We start from the raw sequence: 18,769 nt of genomic DNA, 5'->3' as shown, positions 1-18,769 counted from the left end.
CCTCCAGTATGCATGGAGGCAGACAGCTCGTGATAAAGATCACAATAAGAGTCGGGAAAATTATAGTGAGCCGTTTTGTGGATTTTCAGAGTGCCCTATTTTGAAATGGCTGTCAAACCGTCCCTTGCAGGTTAACCACAAAAACCCAGGCGAGTCGTCGAATTTATTTCGATAATCATATAATTTTTCGGAATATATCAGGACGCGTTAACTGGCCGCCTGCGTGACTTCCAGAATTTCAGCCGGCTGGATCACCCGGAAATAGATTTTGCACGCGTACAGGTCATCGCGCACGACCATATGGGCCCGATGCAGGTCCACTTCCTGAAAGGTGGCCTGAAGCGACGCGGGCAACTGCTCGTAAACTTTTTCATGCAGGGTCAGGATATGGCCAGGGACCCCATTGGGATAGAGCTGGCGCCGGAACGATTCATAGCGGGTCGCCAGGATCACAGCCCGCCCATACACATCATATTCAATGGTCCCCACCTGCGGGAAATACCCTTCCAGCGTATCGAAGGCTATGCCTATCGAACAGTAGACCGGGGCATGTTCCAGGAGTTGATTGACCTGATTCTGAAAGATCTGAATAAAGCGCAGGCTCAACTCGACCGCACACTGAGCGGCCACCATGCCTGGCGGTAATTTAAAGGGATAACCGACGGAGCAGAGAAAGCCATCACCGACTTCCTTGATGCGATAGCCATTGGCCCGGAGCTGAGTGGGATCATAGTTTTCATTGATGATCGACACGCAGCTTTTAATGGAGTTTTCAATAAAGGTCTTGGCTCGCGGCTGCTGAATCTTGGAGCTTTCGATGATATCAAAACTGATCACCGCGGCCGCGCCCTTGCCGGTGGGCATGGTCCTTTCCAACTCGATCCCGCTTTTGATCTGTTCAATCTGATGCGGATAGAACACTTTTTTCAGCTGGTTGAAAGCGTGCTCGCTTTCGCGCAAAGCCTTCTGCTCCGACAGGCGCACTTTCTGACCAATGGCAAACGAGAAGAAACAGACCTCCCAGGCAAAGCCATAAGTGGAGGCATGGGATAGTAAACCGTAACCAAAAAATGAGGCGTCGAGAAGATTGACGACCGTGGCCAGCATGAGTCCGGCCCAGCCGATCACAAGATAAATGGCCGGGCGAAAACCCGCGCGTGCACAACGGACGCTGGCATAAACGCAGAACAGCAGAGCGAGGGGTATGCTGATGACGATCGCCATAAACTCTTTTTGAATGATGAGATACGCACCGAAGAGCACGGAGTACACCATAAGGCCCAGTGAAATTTTGTAAAGACGCGGCTGGGAACTTCGTAAGGAAAGAGAACTGTTGCTAAACAACAAAAGTCCCAATCCCGCAATGGTCAAACCCACCGCCACATGAGGCAGGTTCCACGGCAGATAGCCGACAAACACCGCGAGACTGTACATGCCGGCTGTACTGTAAACCGTATAGTACAGAAAATAAATGCGCCGGAAGAAAATATACATGCCCAAATTATAAAGGACCATGATCGCCACAGCACCGGCCAGGCTTCCCATCACATGCTGTTCGCTCGTGACCATCGCGGCAGCGCTTTCAAAATCATAAATTTTAAAGACCTTGGCAGGCCCCGTGATATTTCCCCCGCTCAGGCGCATGCCCAGAATCGCGGAACGGCCCGGCGGAATTTCCGTGTAAAACATGTCGTGGACCACGGGATAACGGGCGAAGGGTTTGAGAGTTTCGCCTGAGTAAAGCCAGGCTTTGCTCTTGAGCGCCATCAGCGGAAAACTTAAAAAGATCCGCGTAGGCGTCGGATTGCGGTTTTCGACAAAGAGGACCCAGTAGGAATATTGTTTGTACTTCAAGCTGTATTCGGTGGAGAACTCATAACGGCGCTCCTGAAAGATCCGGAGCATTTCGGATTCCGACAGCTCTTCCGTGAAAAATCCGGCTTCGTGAACATTCTGCTGGCGGGCGATGAATGATTCGCCCTCAACCACAAAGTTCACGGCATCCTCAGCCCCAGCGTATCCAGGGAAGGTGAAAAGCAGCAGAATGACAATCCAAAAATTCATGCAATGCTCCAACCCTGTTCTTCGGCACAAAAGCGAAAGGGTCCAAACACTGGCCTCGCAAGGGTTTGAGCCACCACCCATAGGCGCAATAAAAACGACGCATCCAGGGAATATCATGGGTAAAAATAGCGATTTACCCGCAGGAAAAACCTCTTACTTTAGACAAAGAAGCACACGCGTTGGCTGGGTGTGCCTGTCCTTCGCTTCGGTGGTGAGCACGACAATGTCTATTTCCTTACACTCGGATTTTCCTGTATCTTGAGAGATGGATGCTGTGAGATTTCGAGAGCAGGGAGTTACCATGCTGGTCGGACTATTTCTCGGTCTTTTGTTAAGCTCCACACTCGGCTTCTTTCCTGGCCTACAGGATCCTTATATCCCCGCACGATTAATCGGACTTTTGGCCTTAACCGGTGCTGCATGCATGGCGATCATGTTTGATAAGAGCCTGCGTGAACGTCGCCGTGAGGTTACGGTTTTACTCGGTATTATTCTGGGCTGGAGCGTTCTGCAGCTTGCCCTCGATGTCCTGCGCTCGGGAGCGGGCAGCACATCCATGGGCATCAGCCGCGATATTACCCTTTTATGTGTCTCCTTTCTCTGTCTGCATCTCATCAAGAAAGAAGAAAATTTTCTTTATACTTTAGGCTGGCTCAACACACTTCTGGCGGTGAATATCGCCGGGCTGGGCCTTGGGCAGCTGGCCGGCGCGTCCCTGCCCTGGTTCCCTTCCAGTGGCCTGCGCCCCGAGGCCTTGACCAATATCAACATGATCGCGCAGTATCTCGGCTTCAGCATGGCCCTGGCGCTTTATCTCTTGCCGCGTGAGAGAGGTTTTTTTGCGCGTGCGATTTTGATTCTGGCCTGCGGCTGCATGCTGTCCTATCCCCTGTTGATCGTCTGTCGCTCGATTCTCATCGGTGTCTGTCTCCTGCTCTCCTTCGCGATTATCACTCAGCGTCTTCAGGGCAAGGAAGCCATTGCCATCGTCCTGGCCACCGCTTTCTTCAGCTTTTTTGTAGCCCGTCCTGTTCTGAAGCAAATCGAAGGCAGCAAACCGCATCTTGTCAATAGTGCGACGCATGCCACGGATGCGGCGATTTTGAATCAGACCTTTGGCAGCATGTCGGGTCGCATCTTCCTCTGGCAAAGGACGATGGACATGATCAAGGATCGACCCTGGCTCGGCTTTGGGCGCGGCAGCTACGAGCAGGCCTCGTCCGCCTATGTGCTGAAGGACGCCTCGCCCTTCCGCTCGGAGTCACGCGTGGTCGATAATCCGCAGAATGAACTTCTGCGGCTCTGCAGTGAACTGGGAATTCCGCTGGGTGGCGCTCTGGTCGTTGCCTTTCTTGCGCTTTTGGCCAAGGCCCTGGCCGCTGCGCATCGCGATGGGGATCCGGAGGATCGGGCGATGCTGGCGGCGAATCTGGGATTGATTCTTCTCACCGAATCGATCTTTCAGTTTCCGCTCATGATGCCGGTGGGAATTATTTTCTTTGGTCTTCTGCTCAGTCTTCTCTGCAGTCTCTTGCCACCGCTGCGTTTGCGTGCCCTGCCCCTGAGCTGGGTTCGCTATGGAATGGCCACGGTTGCTCTGCTTTTGATGGCTCAGGCCGGTCGTCTGGCCTGGGCGGAGTATGCGGCCTCCAATCCGACCATGGCCAGCCATGATGTGGAACGGGCCTGTAAACTCATGCCCGAGCACTGGCGGGTTTGTCTGCGCTACAGCAAGGTGTTGATGGATGCCGGACGCTGGCAGGAGGCTGCGGCCTTGAACATGCGACGTTTGGAAAAATATCCGGGCTTTCATCCCAGCGAGCGCATTGCCGCCCTCAGCGCCTGGAATCAGGGCCACATCGAGGACGCCTGCGCGCTGGCCAAGCGCTATCAGCAGCAGTTTTTGGGCCAGGGCAGTCTGGAATTCATCAGCAAACGCTGTGAAGCCATCATGCGGGATTGATTATTGGCGGGCAATCTGCACCGCGCGTTCGGCCAGACCGTGGATCACCGCATGAAACGGCATATGCTGCTGCAGTTTGTCCGCACCCAGCCTTTGCGCCAGCGCCTCATGAATCGCCCCGAGGCGCGCGGTTCCGCCCGTACAGCACACGATATCAATGTCGTCATACTGAAGACCGGCCTGCTGCACGGTCTGATCCAGATTTTTCATGATGGCCTGCACCAGCGGGGCTGAAAACTGTCGGAACTCTTCGCGCGGCAATCCGAGATGCAGATCGATGCCGGGATACTCATAGTCGATGGGCCCGACCTCCTTTGCGGCCAGCGCTTTTTTTCCATCCTCGATGCATTGGAACAGGTGATAACCCTGCCGCTCTTCCACCAGAATGCGCAGGCGGTCGAGAATCAAACTATCATCCTTGCCCACGCTCCAGTCATCCAGCTTGCGGAAAAATTCCAAATAATCCTGCCGACCTAGCAGCAGAAGGTCAGCCGGCGAGCACATCTTGCGAATCATGGCCTTGGGCAGACTAAGCACATTGGAACTGAAAGGCATGCGATATTCGATCTTCGAACCGAAGTGAGGCGCCACCACATGTTCCATGATGCTGCCATCAAAGGCATCACCGGCGATCGACAGGCCGCCGAGAGCCAGCACATCCGAGGCGACAAAGCCTTCCGGTCGCATGCGCACGATCGTGAAGTCACTCGTTCCACCCCCGAAGTCCGCGATCAGCACGGTGCGGGGTTGATCGAGTGAACTGGCGAAATGATGCGCGGCCGCGACCGGTTCCGGACAGAAGGCTACCTCCTTGAAACCGGCGAGCTGGGCCGCCTTTTCCAGGCGATTCAGGGCCTGCTGATGCAGTTCCGGCTGTGGGGAAAACAGAGCAGGGTGGCCCAGCATCACAGCCTGAAGCTCCTGACCGAGATGCTGTTCGGCCCGCACACGGATGGTGCGCATGAGGCGCCCGAGCAGATCCTCCAGCGAATGAAAGATGCCATGTACCTGCGTGCCTGTGAAAAAGGGATCGGGCAGAAATTTTTTCAAGGATCGGAAAATACGGCCCTCCGCACCCATATCATAATATTTGCTGATGGCTTCTTCGCCGAAATCCCATTCCTGGCGCGCCGGGGAATACAGCACACTGCGCAGGATGGTGGGATCGTCATGACTTGGATCGATCGGCAGGGGTTCAGTGCGTCCATTCGCTGTGGCTGCCGCCACAAGGGAGTTGGAAGTTCCAAAATCAATGGCCAGCCATGTTTTCATCTGTTGTCCCCCAGCAAAAGGATCTGCATATTGACCACAGCCAGGCCCAAAAGCCAAGCGTTACCTCGCGGGTGATCGGGTTCAGCGTCCTCATTCCATTGTAGGGGGTCATGGTGAAAAAAGTCCTGCCTTTCGAACTCAGTCAGGTGACAAACCTTCGCCGCGCGGATGGAGCCAGTCAGACTCCGGCCTTTTTTGGAATCGGTGCAGACGGTCAAACACTCTTTCTGAAGCAGGATCCCGCGGGCACCGGGATCCTCGAAGCGGAAGCGGACGGCCTGCGTGCTCTCTGTCAGGCCCAGGCTTTGCGAACGCCCACAGTTTATTTTCATTCGCGGCACTGGCTCGTGATGGAAGCGGTGCTGCGGGAACCCGCCCGTGAATCTTTCTGGAAAGCTTTGGCGGAAGGCCTTGTGGCGTTGCATCGACAAACCGGTCCGTGGGGCTGGCCCAGGGATAATTTTATCGGCCGCAATCCGCAGAGGAATCACAGCCACGCCCGCTCATGGGCGGAATTTTTCTGGCAGCAGCGCATTGTTCCGCAACTCGAAATGCTGCGGGAGCGCGCAATCTGGACCGCGAAGGAGGAACGCTGGCTCGTCACGCTCGAAGCGCATGTGAAACGTATCCTCAGCGCGGTGGAGGAACCCGCTTCGCTTTTGCATGGGGATCTCTGGTCCGGCAACGTCCTCTGCGGCATCGATCAGACACCGATACTGATTGACCCTGCCGTTTACTATGGGCATCGCGAAGCGGATCTGGCCATGACCGAACTCTTCGGCGGTTTTGCCCGCAGCTTTTATCAACGCTACAAGGAACTCTGGCCACTGGCCCCGGGTTACCCCGAGCGGCGCCTCATTTATAATTTCTATCATAAGCTGAATCACGCCAATCTTTATGGCAGCGGCTATATCTGGGATGTGAAGAAAACTCTTCTGGATATCTGCGCCGCGGGAGGCGATCAACCGCCCATGGCCGAGAACGTTTGATTGTTGCCAAAGTTCCCGCTTTCCAAAGCATGGGAGATGGCCTTGCCGAGGATGGCCCGTTCAATGGTTTGTGTGAGCTCAGGCAACTGCGCGCTGTCCTGCATGAGAGGCCGCAGATCCTGCTCGCCATCCCCGAAGAGGCAAAGGCGGAGCCCACCGCGACTGGTGACCCGCAGGCGATTGCACGACTGACAGAAATTGCGAGCGTAAGGCGCGATCACACCGAGGCGACCGAGATACTCCGGATGAAGATATTCCTGAGCCGGTCCGCCGGCGAGATCCCGAGGAATCGGCAGCCAGCCGCGTTCCATGATCCGATCGCGCAGCTTCTGACTGCTGATGAAATGATCCTGAAAAAAGCGGGCGTTGCCACCGGTCGGCATCAGCTCAATCCAGCGAACGGTCACCGGCCGCTGACGCACCCATTCCGAAAAACGGTCCAGCTCCTCGAGCCAGGTTTCGCGCATCAAAACGGAATTCACTTTCACCGATTGAAACGGCAATTCCAGAGCGCGATCGATCCCACCCAAAACCCGCGGCAGCATATCCTGACCGGTAAAATCCGCAAAACGCTGCGGATCCAGCGAATCCACACTTACGTTGATCGACTTGAGTCCGGCCTCGTGCAGCGACGTCGCCAGGTGTTCCAAACGATAGCCATTGGTGGAAAGCGCCACCGTTTGAATGCCCGGCGTGGACGCGATCATGCGTGTGATCTCCACGATGTCGCGCCGCAGGGTGGGTTCGCCACCAGTCAAACGCACCTTTTGACAACCGAGGTTGGCAAAGGCGGTGACGAGCTGGCGAATTTCATCCTGCTTGAGAAAGGGCGCACAGCCCTGTGGTTTTTGATAGCCATGCGGCAGGCAATAGCCACAGCGAAAATTACAGGCATCCGTCACCGAGAGGCGCAGATACGGAAACTTCCGTCCATGAGTATCCTGCAGCATGCATATTCCTGTTAAAGCAAATCCACGGTTTCCACCCGCTCCGGACTACGCTCCATTTTGGAACGTGAGCGGAAGGCATCGATGTCGAGAGACCAATCCACGTGCCGACCATCCGCACCGAATTCGGTCCAGGAGATGGCTGCATCGCGGCGTCCATACTGTTCGAGCAGTTCCATGAAATCCGACCTTGGCACCACCACCAGAAGATCCAGGCCTTCCCCGCGAACGCGCGGTCGCGCGGCATCCGCACTCAGGACCATGCTGACCCGCAGAGGCGAGCCTGTGACCCATGACACGGTTATGGTAAGTTGATTCACCTGTAACAGCGATTCCGCTTCGCCACCGTTCAAACGCAGCCGAATGCTGCCTTCACCCAAACGAATATTCATACGCGCACCCCCGTTCCACGAGATGGATGGTGATCAGGTTCGTCTGCGGATGCATGCCCCGCCTGCGCTTCACGCCAGCCCATAATCGAGCCGTGATCATGCTGACAAAGCGCGTGGCCCTGCACCCAATCACTCGAGCCGTCGCTATAATGTTCCTTCTTCCAGATCGGCGATCGGTGTTTGAGTTCCTCGATGATGTAACGCGAAATCTCGTAAGCCTCGGCCCGATGCCGCGTGGATACCAGCAAAGCCACGCTGATGTCGCCAATGCCGAGACTGCCGATGCGATGTACAATCGTGACGTGCATATCTTCACCCCAGTTGGCCTGGGCTTCCGCACAGAAGGCGCGAAAGGTCTGCTCCGCCAGTGGCACAAACGCATCATATTCAATGCCGGTGACCGTGCGGCCCAGATTGGTGTCCCGCACGACTCCAAAGAAGCTCACCAGAGCCCCGTGATGCGAGGCGCCGTGGCCACGCAGGAGGGCGGCTGAGTCGATGGGCTGATCGGTGATACGGACGCGGATCGTATCGGCCATTCTGAGCGCTCCTATGTTCTTTCCAATCGCTCTGACGGAGTGAAAGACTAGCGAATCACTTACCACAAACGACGGGGGTGCGGGAAGGGGATTTCAAAAAAGATGAGCTTCCTAACGGTCGGAACGCGAAGTCCGTGTGAGCCCGGAAAGGAAGCCCATTTGAAAAGGCGGATGAGTTCTGGCAAACTGAAGTGCAGTCCTGGAGCCTGGAGGTGCGATGGAATCGGTGCGTGCGATACTGCTGGCCAGTTGCCGTGATCAGCGTGGAGTGGTGGCTCGCCTTTCCCGCTTTATCTACGAACGGAATGGCAACATCACCGATGCCGATCAGCATCGCGATCCCGAGGCGGATATTTTTTGTACGCGCCTTGAATGGGAACTCGATGGCTTTCGGGTGCCGCGCGATCAGATCGCCGGGGAATTCGCCGCCACGGCCCAGGAACTGGGACTCACCTGGTCGCTGCATTTCACCGACAAGCGGCCGCGCGTTTCCATTTGGGTCAGCAAACAGGACCATTGCCTTATCGATCTTCTGGGTCGTCAGCGCAGCGGCGATCTGCGCGCGGATATCGGCCTCATCATCAGCAATCACGCGGAACTGGAGAGCATTGCCGAACAGTTTCACGTGCCTTTTGTGCATCTGCCGATCACACCGACCACCAAGGCTGCTCAGGAACAGCGGGCTCTCGAACTTTTGCGCTGGCATCAGATCGATCTTGTGGTGCTTGCCAAGTATATGCAGGTGCTGAGTCCTGATTTTCTTAAGATCTTTCCCCAGGTCATCAACATCCATCATTCCTTTCTTCCGGCCTTTCCTGGTGCCAGTCCCTATCATCAGGCCTTCAGTCGCGGGGTGAAGATCATTGGCGCCACCGCTCATTATGTAACACAGGACTTGGATGAAGGCCCGATCATCGAACAGGATGTGGGTCGCGTCAGTCACCGCGACAGCGTGAAGGATCTGGTGCGCAAGGGTAAGGATCTGGAAAAGATTGTGCTGGCCCGGGCGGTCTATCAGCACGTCGAACGACGCGTTCTGGTCTATGGGAACAAGACGGTCGTGTTCGATTAGTCTGTGATATCAGGGTGATAAAAAAATATCGCGCCGGGTTGCATCCAGACCAGGGGCGGGCTGTCTCTCCCCTGCAGAAACATAAACCTTGCCCTGCAGGAGTGCGGCCCATGAAACGATACCTTCCCCCCTTGATCCTCATTCTTCTCACGAGCTTAAGCGGCTTGGGATTCGGCCAGGCCACGGAAATCGAACAGCGTCAGGGCGTGCTCAGTGAACCGCCCAGCCCATCGGAGTCTGAGAATAATGATCCCACCGATGTGGTGGTCCTCGGTTCGATGAAACTGCCGGTTGAGGTCGTCAAGAAACTTGATTCGAAGCAGCTGGCCGATATTCTCGAACGTCAGGCCATGGCGCCGAAGAGCACGGTCCAGCATATTTTCAATGAATCCTTTCTGGTGCCGGCCGTCGTCTTTGGCAGCTTCACCATCATTTCCTTTTTAATTCTGTATTATTCCTATCGCAAGCGTCGGGAGATGCTCGATACCGTGCGGGTCGCCATTCAAAGTGGTCAGACTCTGCCCGCTTCGTTTCTGGAAGCGCTGGAGTCCAAGCCCCGGCCCACCCCGGACAGTGATCTGCGCAAGGCTGTGCTGCTGATGGCTCTTGGGCTGTCGGGCATGGGTGTGCTGGCGGCCCTGACGGATGAAGAAGCCGGGCGGGCCTGGTCGATTGGTCTCGTGCCCACGCTTCTGGGTATCGGCTATCTCTTCCTTTGGCGTCAATCGCAGAAAAGACTGAAAGCCGGTTCCCCCGATGAACCTCGATGAAGCCCAGCTGATCGGTCGCGTGCTGGCGGAGGATGATCGTCATGCCTTCCGACAGCTGGTGCTGATGCATCAGGCCGCGATACGACTCTTTTTGAGAAGGATCCTGGGTGATCCGGCTCTGGCGGATGACTGCGCCCAGGAAACCTGGCTCATCGCTTGGCAAAAGCTTGGCAGCTGGCGCGGCGGCGGTTTTCGTTCGTGGCTGTTCACCATAGCCCTGCGCAAAGCCTTGCGTGTGAAGGGGCAACAGGGCCGCCTCGATTTTTTGGAAAGCGTCGATGATCAGGCCGCCCCGATGCGGACGGAGGGCCTGCGCCTGGATCTGGAAAAGGCCATGCAGCAGCTTTCTGTTGGAGAGAGGACCTGCCTGCATCTCATGAGCTGCGAGGAGATGACCCACGAGGACATCAGTCAGCTCCTGGGCATGCCGCTCGGAACGGTGAAATCGCACATCAACCGTGGCAAGGAAAAGTTGCGTAAACTCCTGTCCGGACCAGCCGAGGAGAAAGTTCATGCAAGACGATGATATTCTGAAACGAATTCAAAACGAAAGCCCTTACCTCGCGGACGATGGTTTCAGTCAACGCGTCATGGACACGTTGCCCAAGGCTCGACACTATCGACAGAAGGTGATCGGCATCAGCTGGACTCTGGCTCTTTTGTTGGGACTCGTGCTGTGGGCCAGTGGGGGCCCGGGGGTCGCGCTGTTTTCCCTGGAGCCTGCGATACTCCTGAGCGCTGCGACGCTGGCTTTCTGGGCGATTTTGGGGCTCTTCGTTTTTGTGGCAAAGGACGAAGGCATCCTCGATATTTAGGGGCTGGCCGAACACCGGCCCGGGCCTTCAGGATGCCTGATTGATGGTGACCCATTTGATGAAGGCCGCGTGGTTGGACAGCGATTTCCGGGTCAGCGAATCAAATTCGAAACCGGCGTTGAGACGCTCCCCGACCATCGCCCGCCAGCGGCAGTGCATGTAGCCTTTGACTTCGACGCCATCCAGCTTCATGGTGAACTGCACGGTGGACATGGGTTCCATGGTTGCGTCGAGACAGATGCCCATCCCGCCATTGCTCATGTTCAGGATCACACCGCCCACCTTGTCCCGGCCATTGGTCAGCTCAATGCGTTGCGAAGCCTGATCCAATTTCTGGCGCAGGAATTTTCGTTGCTTCGAGACTTCCACTTGCAAATCATTGTTCCTCAAAAATTCGATAAAGTGATCCGCATCAAACGGCTTGGTGATGACCCCGGAAATGCCCGCCTTGAAGAGAACGTCGGCGGAAACGGAGCTATCACCGGTCATAATCACAACCGGAATGCCGGTATTGTGTTTGATGGCAAAGGCCAGCTCATCGCCGCGCATCTCAGGCATGCGATAGTCCGTGAGCACACAGTCGATAGGTTCCTTGATATTCTTGATGATGCGCAACGCCTCAAAGGCGCTTGGTGCCGTAAGGACATCGAATCCAGCATTCTCCATCGAGACCCGCAGGGATTCCAGAAAATCGTCTTCATCATCAACCAACAGTAATTTACCCATCAGCTTGCCTTCAAATCCTTTAACTTGATCAACTCATCCGCCAGTAGACTTACGTGTTCATCGTTCAAACCAAAGCGTTTCGTGTAGGCCTGGAGCAAAGGCTCATCCATACGAGTCGGCTGCAGCAGAACCCAGTGGGTCAGCTGATTGCCCATGGCCACGACCTGCTGCAGGGTGAGCTGCTTTTGGGCCGCCTCATCATCCATGAAATCGAGCACGTCCGTCGGCAGGTCCGTGACCTTTTCCGGCATGACATGATGATAGGAAATAGCATGAACCACGTATTCCGGGAAACCCCAGAGCGACGCCGCAATTTCGCCGAGCGTAACATGGGAATAGGCCCGAATATTGTCTTCGCCCTGTGACCAGGTGCGGGGACGCCGTGGATTAACCGTTTGCCGTGCAACGTCGTCGGTGACATTGGGGAAACAGATCGCTGAGACGACCTTGCCGATGTTGCAAAGGCAGCCGGCGATATAGGCCTCATCCTTCGAGAGATGTTTGGCAAAACGCTCCGCGATATGTTCACAGATTTTGCCGGTCAGGATGGACTCCTGCCAGTAGGCATCCTTGCCGAAAAAGTTGGTTTTGAAATCAAACTCCTGAAGAGTTTCGGTCAATATCAAATCATTAAGGGTCTTGCGTCCCACAAAACTGATCGCGTGTTCGAGGTTGGTGAACTCGGCCACGGACGAGGTTCGCAGATTGTTGGCAATTCGGAGGACACCCATGGCGATATTCGGCGTCTGTTTCAGCGCCTTCTTGATATCGGCTGACGAGGACTTCTCATCCGAGATCGCAGTCTGCAGGGCCATGACTGCCGTCGGCACCAGTGGGATATTACGGATCTCCTGAACATTCTTGAAGATGGTGGCTGCCGCCTCGCTCATATGCAAGGTCGGGGAGTACCACTCATATTCACCCTTTTTCAGGACCAATCCACTTCCACAGGAGCATTCGAACCAAAGGAATCCTTTGGGACAAACACGGAATTTGGAAGTTCCCTTCAGATAGTCTTCAGGTACTTCGTAGACTCTCTCACAGCATTGGCAAAACGTCGGCTTCATGACATCCTCATCCTTACGGAGTTCTTCGTCCAACCAGCCATTTAACTTAAGAAATCCCTCTCCGTACGCTTCACTCGAGACCTGACATGAGGTTTTTCCCCCGGCAATCATTGCAAAATTTTTTGCAGGTATACCCAGAAAAAATTTTTGTTCTGTCACCCTGATTTCAGGAAAGATTCGAATGGCACCTTTTGAGCCTTGGCCCGCATCGTGCAATAACCCCTCCAGATTCGTGGCAACCCATTTTGATAACTGTCTCCGGATCGAACGAAAGGCTTGAACAGCAAGGATTTAAGGCGAAAACACGGACCTTTTTGAGTAAAAAGATACGATGAGATTCACTAAGATTCACTGAGATCTCGTCCCGATATCTTGCTGCGAAAGGATCCGCTCGTCTTGGATTTTTCTGTTGGGCCTTTTTGTTTTTTTCTCGAAAAAAACAGTGTTCCGTGAACGTTCCGCCCACAGAGCACTTCGAATATTTTTCATAGACACTTTTCGTGAACACGGGCTAGTGTTGAGTTAAGGAAAGCTCCTCAACCAACAGTTTCATGAGAGGTTAGTTATGAAAGTTTTTGGAAGCATCGTTAAGTTTGTTGCCCCACTTCTGGTCCTGGGCGCTGCCGCAGCTCACGCTGAAGAACGTAACCCGGTTCCTTCTGAGCCCATCACTATTAAGAAAATCCAGTACAATGGCACAGGCTGTCCGCTGGGCACTGTTGCGAAGAACATTTCTGAAGACAAAACAGCTTTCACTTTGACCTTCTCTGAATTTGTTGCGGAAGCTGGCCCTGGCATCTCCCTGTCGGCTGGTCGCAAGAACTGCGTTGCCACTCTGGTTCTCGATGTTCCAGCCGGCTGGCAGTACTCGATCGGCAGCTTCTACTTCCGCGGCTTCATGGCTCTCGACAAGGGCATCCGTGCCGAACACTCCGCCAGCTACTTCCTTGAAGGCCAAGGCAAAACTGGAACGTTCTCGTCCCGCCAATCGGGTCCCTATGAGAACGATTATGTTTTCAACGACAATGTTGGAATTTCTTCGGCCGTTTGGTCGCCTTGCGGTGTGGAACGCGCTTTGAACATCAACACTTCGATCCGCGTGTCGAACACCAACTCCCGTCAGTATCCTAATGCTCAAGGCCTGATCACCAACGACTCGATCGATGGTCAGATCACTCAGGTTTGGGGCCTGACCTGGAGACGCTGCTAATAGTTGACGTGATCCCCCTGCGGCCCATGCTGCAGGGGTGATTGCGCCCTCGATCGTTTGGCTATTCCTCAAAGACCGCCCGCAACTTCCCCATGAAATCTGCCATTTGCCTCGATAAAAGACGCATGACCCCGGAAATCTTATCGTCCGATCTCCCGGATAATTGAGCGAATTTTCCTAGTGACGGAATGCAGAAGCAGTTTAAGTTTCCCAAACTTCTCTCCGAACACCTCGACAGTTCTGCTTTTTTTCGTTCGGCACGGTGAAGCATATGGGAAAAACCATGAGTCAGGAAACGTTCACGGAGAAAATGCTCCTCGTTGAGGATGGTGAAGGCATCACCGTATCCAACGATAAGCTGGACCATTTTATGGAACTGGCGGATGAGCTTTTGGCCTTCAGGAATCTCTTCCATGGTTATGTGAAGCAAAGAATTGCGCACCTCACGACGGATGATGGCCTGGAGGAAATGAACAAAACCCTGTCCCGGCTCACCGATGACCTCCAGACACAGGTCATGGATATTCGAAAGGTTTCCCTGCACAAGGCCTTTGCCCAATTTGCGAGACTGGTCCCGTCCTATGAAACCGAAGGCCTCGACCTGGAAGTGGACAAGACCGTCGCCCAATCGCTGGCCGCTTCCCTTCTGCCGGTGATGCGCAACGCCTGTGGAACCCTTCGCCTGGTCGCCTCGCAAGCCGGCGACATGATTACGCTGCGGGTTGAGGATGGGAGCGCGGAGGGTCCCGGTTCGGGCCTGAACGACGTGAAAACGGCCGTCTCCTCGCTGGGCGGCACGGTGATTTTTGAGTCCGTCAAGGACCAGGGTACAACCTTGACCCTTCAGATTCCGTTGCGAAAATCCATCGGGGTGGAACAATCCCTTGTGGCCACATCGAGCGGCATCCTGATCGCCATTCCGCTCCGCTCCATCCGAGAAATCAAGCCGGTCAAAGACCTTGACTTCAGCTATATGAAGCCCTTTTGGATGATGGAACATAGCGGCAAATCCATACCGATTGCCACCTACCAGCAGCTGATGCGTCCTGAAACCATTGATCAGTACAAGTTCGACCTCGCAGCGGATGAGCTGGCGGTCGTGATCATGCATAACGACAGCGGCGTGGCCCTGCGCATTGATGAAGTCAAGGATCAGCTGGAGACCGTGACGCGCCCCTTCGATTGCATCACTCAGGTGGTTCCTGGTTTCAAAGGCATTTCGCATCTGCCCGGCGATCAGCTGGCTTACATGGTGTCAGCCGAGGATTTTCTTGAATTGGTGTCCCAGCACTGTATGGCACCCGCAACCTCGCTGGCGGCTTAGGAGACAGGCATGGAGTGGAACGATCAAAGCGCCAAGGAATTTTTAGCACGCAGCGATGTCATCATTGATCGCCTGCGCGAGGTCGCCCTGCGTGAATTCGCCAAAGGTGCCGACGGGCTGCGTTTGATCATCAAGGAATTGGCACAAGCGCAGAGCTTCGCGGACGAGCACGGTTTGCAGGGACTCGTCGGCTGCCTCGGCGACATCAGCCTCATGCTGCAGGGCTGGATCGATCATGCGGTTTTTCTGGAGCAGCTGACAACCTTGAGCTCTCCCTGGACAGATGTCGTCTGTGAACTCGTCAACTCCTTCGTGTTCCTGGGGGCTGTCGATGAAGCGGAACTGCGGGAGCAGGTGAACCATCGTCTTGTGCAACTGACCAAGGCCACGGCTGCCTTGCTCCCGGTGACGGCGACGCCGCCGAGGACTCCGATGGCGGCCGAGACCGTGGAAAGTTCCCTGTCCTCCCACTATTTAATCTGTCTGCTCGGCTCGCAGCAGTATGCCCTTCCGATCAACCAGGTACGCGAAATCCTGAGGGAACGACGTGAAAAATCGTTGCCGGCGCCAAGGCCTGGCATCGTGGGGCTTGTCACCGTGCGGGGTCAGGTCTGTCCCGTGGTCGATGCCGCGGAAATCCTTCAGGCCAGGGATCATGCCGCCCAGCCGCCCCGGAATCATAACAAACGCTGCATGGTGGTCTGTGAAGTGGATCGCCGCACCTTCTGTCTCAATGTCGATGACGTCAAACAGGTGGCCGCGATCCATGAGTTTCAGGATCAGATCAAGCCGCTCGATGCGGATGATGCCATTCAAACAGCGATATCCCATGTTTCGCATTTTCAAAACAGGTCCGTTCTGTTTGTCAAAATGCGGGAGGTGATCCCGGCATGAATGAATACTTTGTCTATCCTGGACAGCTCATGGCAGCCAAGGAAAGCGCACGGATCAAAACGATCCTCGGTTCCTGCGTGAGCGTTGTCCTGTGGGATCCACACACCCGCATCGGGGGTCTTTGTCATTATCTACTGCCGGAACCCACGGCGGGTTCCGTGCCATCAGCGCGTTATGGAAGCTTTGCCATTCCGGAACTTTTGCAGCGCATGCTGGATCTGGGTGCAGGACGGGAACATATTCAAGCCAAAATTTATGGAGGGGGCAACGTGGTCAACCATCTCAATCGTTTGGATGGCAGTATCGGGGATCGCAACATCGAAGAGGCCCGCGCGCAGCTGCAGCAGCTGAAGGTTCCCGTCGTCGACGCGAACACGGGCGGCACCAAAGGCCGGACGATTTCATTGAATACAGAAACCTTTGCGGTCGAGCATCATTTCGTGGATGAACAGGCGGAAAACGGCACACTGTCCGGCACCAGCATGGTGCGCCCTCGGGATCGGATCAAGGTGCTGATCGTGGATGATTCCGCCACCGTACGCTCTCTCTTCTCCAGGATCCTGGCCCAAAGCGCCCATATCGATGTGGTGGGCACAGCCACGGATGCTTTTGATGCGCGGGAAAAAATTGTGGCCCTGAAGCCGGATGTCATCACGCTGGATATTGAAATGCCCAAGATGAACGGCGTGGCCTTTCTGGAAAAACTCATGCAGCAGCATCCGATGCCCGTGATCATGGTCTCGTCGCTGGGCGCGGATGGCGAAGCAGCTCAAAAAGCCCTGGATCTCGGCGCGGTGGAATTCGTGCAGAAGCCTTCCCAGCATGATCCGGCTCTGCTCGGCGAGCTGGGTGAGATTCTGATTCAAAAAATCATCGCGGCGTCCACGGCCCAGATCAAAACCGCACAGCCGGTCAGCAAACCGACGCCTGCACCCCATCATCTGCCGGACAGCAACCTGTCCTCGCATGCCCTGCGCCTGATCACCATCGGCGGCAACGTGGGTTGCTCGGAACCTTTGAGTGCTCTGATTCGCGGTCTGGCCTCGGACACACCTCCGGTTGTGGTCTCCGCCTCAACGATTTCAAGTTTCATTGGCACCTTTACGCAAAGACTCCAGCCCTACTGTCGGGTGGAACTGCAGATCCTTCGCATGGAGGAAACGCCGCTGTCGATGGGCAAGGTGTACTTTGCCACGGCCGACAGTCATGTGCAGGTGCATCGCACGTCCGCGGGCGGGCTTGTGGCTCGTCTGGAAAAAGGCGGGCCCTTCTTTGGACAAAAGCCCTCGTCGGAAAAACTGTTTCAGTCCGCGGCCGAGGCGGCCACGGAATCGGTTTGCGGCATCCTTCTCAGCAGCTTCAGTGCGGATGGGATCAGCGGCCTTCTCAAAATTCGGGAAAGCGGCGGCGTGACCATCGTGCAGGATCCCGAGGAATGCTCCTTCAATGCCACGCCGGTATCAGCCATTGAGAATGGCGCGGCGGATTTCATTCTGAATGCCAAGGACATTCCGGCCTGCATCAAGGAACTGCGCAATCGTAAGGTTCTGCAGACTGGTTGAAGCATCAGCTGGCAGCCTGACCTTTCTTTTGAAATTCCAGCATTAAATGGGGGGCGATATCCGACAGGGACAAAACCCTGTCGATTCCCCCTGCTTCCACCGCAGCCTTGGGCATACCGTACACCACCGAACTGGCTTCATCCTGCGCGATATTATACGCTCCGGCACGCCGCATCTCCAAAAGCCCCAAGGCTCCATCCCGTCCCATGCCGGTCAACACCACACCGATGGCATTTTTTCCGGCAAATTTCGCGACCGTTCGCATGAGCACATCCGCAGCCGGTCGCACGCCGTGCTGAGGCGCATCCTGATTCAATGTCACATAATAGTAGGCGCCACGACGCGACAGCTCCATGTGAAAGTTTCCCGGTGCGATCAGCACAAGGCCTGGCTGCACCCGATCCCCGTCCTCCGCCTCCCTCACTTCAAAAGGGCAAACGCGATTGAGATGCGCGGCAAAGGTCCGGGTATACACCGGCGGCATATGCTGCACGATCAAGGTTCCTGGAATATCCGGTGGCAGGTCACTCAGCAGAACCTTCAACGCCTCGGTGCCACCGGTGGAGGCGGCCATGATGAGAATCCGGTGGGAGGTTTGACCCTCGGTCCTGGTGTTGAACGCCATGCGGCTGCGTGTTGCCGGCTGCGCCAGGGGCTTCTGGAGCTGGGCTTTGGCCACGGCTTTTACCCGGCTGATGATTTCATTGCGCATGCTCGCCAGCGTGGTATCGGTCGCTGGCTTGGCCAGCACATCGATGGCGCCTGCTTCCAAAGCCCGCAGGACCAGTTCCGATAATTTTTGGGTCTGACTGGAAATGATCAGTGTGCGGGTGGGCATGGCGGCCATGACCTTTTCCAGAAAGGTCAAGCCATCCATATGCGGCATTTCAATATCGAGTGTCATGACATCCGGCTTCAGCTCCACCAGCTTTTCACGGGCCACAAAAGGATCGGGCGCCGTCCCCACCACCTCGATTTCGGGATCGCTGTTCAGCATGCGCTGCAAAAGGGAACGGATCGTCGCGGAGTCGTCCACGATCAGGCAGCGAATTTTAGAGGACGTCATGATACCTCCGATCATGGAAAGTAAGAGTCCCTGACCAGTATAGCCTCTGCTGTCAGAGGCGTCGCAGCATCTCCGCCAGGTGCCCTCAAATCAAAAG

General features: G+C 55.4%; 18 protein-coding genes. 10 read left to right on the top strand and 8 right to left on the bottom strand.

The window, feature by feature from the left end; genetic code table 11:
* Positions 1-207 precede the first annotated feature (207 nt).
* Positions 208-2,064 carry a 7TM diverse intracellular signaling domain-containing protein gene (locus OLTU_RS09985; protein ID WP_176736489.1) on the bottom strand — a complete coding sequence of 619 codons (1,857 nt, stop codon included), beginning with the start codon at positions 2,062-2,064 and terminating at the stop codon, positions 208-210.
* Between the two features lie 301 nt (positions 2,065-2,365).
* Between OLTU_RS09985 and OLTU_RS09980 the strand changes: the two genes are divergently transcribed.
* Entirely contained in the window at positions 2,366-4,027 is a 1,662-nt protein-coding gene (locus OLTU_RS09980) for an O-antigen ligase family protein (RefSeq protein WP_176736488.1), read from the top strand.
* Here the strand turns inward: OLTU_RS09980 and OLTU_RS09975 are convergent, their stop codons facing one another.
* Positions 4,028-5,299 (bottom strand): Hsp70 family protein, encoded by a 1,272-nt coding sequence (locus OLTU_RS09975; RefSeq protein ID WP_141732617.1) that lies wholly within the window; start codon positions 5,297-5,299, stop codon positions 4,028-4,030.
* Positions 5,300-5,409: 110 nt separating this feature from the next.
* Here OLTU_RS09975 and OLTU_RS09970 point away from each other — a divergent pair, with 110 nt between their 5' ends.
* Positions 5,410-6,288 (top strand): fructosamine kinase family protein, encoded by an 879-nt coding sequence (locus tag OLTU_RS09970; RefSeq protein ID WP_141732616.1) that lies wholly within the window; start codon positions 5,410-5,412, stop codon positions 6,286-6,288.
* Here the strand turns inward: OLTU_RS09970 and moaA are convergent.
* From moaA to OLTU_RS09955, 3 genes are read right to left on the bottom strand one after another with little or no spacing between them, the layout of a single operon-like run.
* The gene (gene moaA / locus OLTU_RS09965; protein WP_141732615.1) at positions 6,261-7,238 is read right to left on the bottom strand and encodes a GTP 3',8-cyclase MoaA; all 978 of its coding nucleotides are present in this window, start codon (positions 7,236-7,238) and stop codon (positions 6,261-6,263) included. The genes OLTU_RS09970 and moaA overlap by 28 nt on opposite strands.
* Before the next feature lie 11 nt (positions 7,239-7,249).
* Positions 7,250-7,627, bottom strand: coding sequence for a hypothetical protein (locus OLTU_RS09960; protein ID WP_141732614.1), 378 nt, complete (start codon positions 7,625-7,627; stop codon positions 7,250-7,252).
* Entirely contained in the window at positions 7,624-8,166 is a 543-nt protein-coding gene (locus tag OLTU_RS09955) for a molybdenum cofactor biosynthesis protein MoaE (protein WP_141732613.1), read from the bottom strand. The genes OLTU_RS09960 and OLTU_RS09955 overlap by 4 nt, the downstream gene beginning before the upstream one ends.
* A gap of 217 nt (positions 8,167-8,383) precedes the next feature.
* On the opposite strand from OLTU_RS09955, the gene purU reads away from it, so the two are divergent.
* From purU to OLTU_RS09935, 4 genes are all read left to right on the top strand, one after another.
* Positions 8,384-9,238: a formyltetrahydrofolate deformylase gene (purU, locus tag OLTU_RS09950; protein ID WP_141732612.1), complete on the top strand. Its 855-nt coding sequence runs from the start codon at positions 8,384-8,386 to the stop codon at positions 9,236-9,238.
* A 110-nt stretch (positions 9,239-9,348) separates the two neighbouring features.
* Positions 9,349-10,008: a DUF6249 domain-containing protein gene (locus OLTU_RS09945; RefSeq protein WP_141732611.1), complete on the top strand. Its 660-nt coding sequence runs from the start codon at positions 9,349-9,351 to the stop codon at positions 10,006-10,008.
* Positions 9,995-10,534 carry an RNA polymerase sigma factor gene (locus OLTU_RS09940; RefSeq protein ID WP_141732610.1) on the top strand — a complete coding sequence of 180 codons (540 nt, stop codon included), beginning with the start codon at positions 9,995-9,997 and terminating at the stop codon, positions 10,532-10,534. The genes OLTU_RS09945 and OLTU_RS09940 overlap by 14 nt, the downstream gene beginning before the upstream one ends.
* Complete coding sequence (locus OLTU_RS09935; RefSeq protein ID WP_141732609.1) at positions 10,521-10,823, top strand: DUF5056 domain-containing protein; 303 nt, start codon at positions 10,521-10,523, stop codon at positions 10,821-10,823. Before OLTU_RS09940 ends, OLTU_RS09935 begins: the two co-directional genes overlap by 14 nt.
* Before the next feature lie 27 nt (positions 10,824-10,850).
* On the opposite strand, the gene OLTU_RS09930 is transcribed toward OLTU_RS09935, so the two are convergent.
* Both OLTU_RS09930 and OLTU_RS09925 read right to left on the bottom strand, forming a co-directional pair.
* Positions 10,851-11,549 (bottom strand): response regulator, encoded by a 699-nt coding sequence (locus OLTU_RS09930; protein WP_141732608.1) that lies wholly within the window; start codon positions 11,547-11,549, stop codon positions 10,851-10,853.
* Complete coding sequence (locus OLTU_RS09925; protein ID WP_176736486.1) at positions 11,549-12,487, bottom strand: HDOD domain-containing protein; 939 nt, start codon at positions 12,485-12,487, stop codon at positions 11,549-11,551. Before OLTU_RS09925 ends, OLTU_RS09930 begins: the two co-directional genes overlap by 1 nt.
* Positions 12,488-13,181: 694 nt before the next feature.
* Between OLTU_RS09925 and OLTU_RS09920 the strand changes: the two genes are divergently transcribed.
* The 4 genes from OLTU_RS09920 to OLTU_RS09905 all read left to right on the top strand — a co-directional run bounded on the left by OLTU_RS09920 (position 13,182) and on the right by OLTU_RS09905 (position 17,606).
* Positions 13,182-13,826 (top strand): DUF4360 domain-containing protein, encoded by a 645-nt coding sequence (locus OLTU_RS09920; protein WP_141732606.1) that lies wholly within the window; start codon positions 13,182-13,184, stop codon positions 13,824-13,826.
* A gap of 283 nt (positions 13,827-14,109) precedes the next feature.
* Complete coding sequence (locus OLTU_RS09915; protein ID WP_176736485.1) at positions 14,110-15,150, top strand: chemotaxis protein CheW; 1,041 nt, start codon at positions 14,110-14,112, stop codon at positions 15,148-15,150.
* 9 nt (positions 15,151-15,159) lie between these two features.
* Complete coding sequence (locus OLTU_RS09910) at positions 15,160-16,044, top strand: chemotaxis protein CheW (protein ID WP_141732604.1); 885 nt, start codon at positions 15,160-15,162, stop codon at positions 16,042-16,044.
* Positions 16,041-17,606 carry a chemotaxis protein CheB gene (locus OLTU_RS09905; RefSeq protein WP_141732603.1) on the top strand — a complete coding sequence of 522 codons (1,566 nt, stop codon included), beginning with the start codon at positions 16,041-16,043 and terminating at the stop codon, positions 17,604-17,606. The genes OLTU_RS09910 and OLTU_RS09905 overlap by 4 nt, the downstream gene beginning before the upstream one ends.
* A 4-nt stretch (positions 17,607-17,610) precedes the next feature.
* On the opposite strand, the gene OLTU_RS09900 is transcribed toward OLTU_RS09905, so the two are convergent.
* Positions 17,611-18,672, bottom strand: a complete 1,062-nt coding sequence (locus OLTU_RS09900; RefSeq protein WP_141732602.1) for a protein-glutamate methylesterase/protein-glutamine glutaminase — start codon at positions 18,670-18,672, stop codon at positions 17,611-17,613.
* Between the last annotated feature and the right edge of the window lie 97 nt (positions 18,673-18,769).

The organism is Oligoflexus tunisiensis, assembly GCF_001748245.1.
Taxonomy (GTDB): domain Bacteria; phylum Bdellovibrionota_B; class Oligoflexia; order Oligoflexales; family Oligoflexaceae; genus Oligoflexus; species Oligoflexus tunisiensis.
Note: the sequence above shows the minus strand (reverse complement) of the source record. Positions and strands in the feature narration are given on the sequence as shown.

What these genes read in the sequence shown, in the direction of transcription:
- OLTU_RS09985 (WP_176736489.1), bottom strand. Translation starts at nt 2,064, where the DNA reads ATGAATTTTTGGATTGTCATTCTGCTGCTTTTCACCTTCCCTGGATAC.
- OLTU_RS09980 (WP_176736488.1), top strand. Translation starts at nt 2,366, where the DNA reads ATGCTGGTCGGACTATTTCTCGGTCTTTTGTTAAGCTCCACACTCGGC.
- OLTU_RS09975 (WP_141732617.1), bottom strand. Translation starts at nt 5,299, where the DNA reads ATGAAAACATGGCTGGCCATTGATTTTGGAACTTCCAACTCCCTTGTG.
- OLTU_RS09970 (WP_141732616.1), top strand. Translation starts at nt 5,410, where the DNA reads ATGGTGAAAAAAGTCCTGCCTTTCGAACTCAGTCAGGTGACAAACCTT.
- moaA (WP_141732615.1), bottom strand. Translation starts at nt 7,238, where the DNA reads ATGCTGCAGGATACTCATGGACGGAAGTTTCCGTATCTGCGCCTCTCG.
- OLTU_RS09960 (WP_141732614.1), bottom strand. Translation starts at nt 7,627, where the DNA reads ATGAATATTCGTTTGGGTGAAGGCAGCATTCGGCTGCGTTTGAACGGT.
- OLTU_RS09955 (WP_141732613.1), bottom strand. Translation starts at nt 8,166, where the DNA reads ATGGCCGATACGATCCGCGTCCGTATCACCGATCAGCCCATCGACTCA.
- purU (WP_141732612.1), top strand. Translation starts at nt 8,384, where the DNA reads ATGGAATCGGTGCGTGCGATACTGCTGGCCAGTTGCCGTGATCAGCGT.
- OLTU_RS09945 (WP_141732611.1), top strand. Translation starts at nt 9,349, where the DNA reads ATGAAACGATACCTTCCCCCCTTGATCCTCATTCTTCTCACGAGCTTA.
- OLTU_RS09940 (WP_141732610.1), top strand. Translation starts at nt 9,995, where the DNA reads ATGAACCTCGATGAAGCCCAGCTGATCGGTCGCGTGCTGGCGGAGGAT.
- OLTU_RS09935 (WP_141732609.1), top strand. Translation starts at nt 10,521, where the DNA reads ATGCAAGACGATGATATTCTGAAACGAATTCAAAACGAAAGCCCTTAC.
- OLTU_RS09930 (WP_141732608.1), bottom strand. Translation starts at nt 11,549, where the DNA reads ATGGGTAAATTACTGTTGGTTGATGATGAAGACGATTTTCTGGAATCC.
- OLTU_RS09920 (WP_141732606.1), top strand. Translation starts at nt 13,182, where the DNA reads ATGAAAGTTTTTGGAAGCATCGTTAAGTTTGTTGCCCCACTTCTGGTC.
- OLTU_RS09915 (WP_176736485.1), top strand. Translation starts at nt 14,110, where the DNA reads ATGAGTCAGGAAACGTTCACGGAGAAAATGCTCCTCGTTGAGGATGGT.
- OLTU_RS09910 (WP_141732604.1), top strand. Translation starts at nt 15,160, where the DNA reads ATGGAGTGGAACGATCAAAGCGCCAAGGAATTTTTAGCACGCAGCGAT.
- OLTU_RS09905 (WP_141732603.1), top strand. Translation starts at nt 16,041, where the DNA reads ATGAATGAATACTTTGTCTATCCTGGACAGCTCATGGCAGCCAAGGAA.
- OLTU_RS09900 (WP_141732602.1), bottom strand. Translation starts at nt 18,672, where the DNA reads ATGACGTCCTCTAAAATTCGCTGCCTGATCGTGGACGACTCCGCGACG.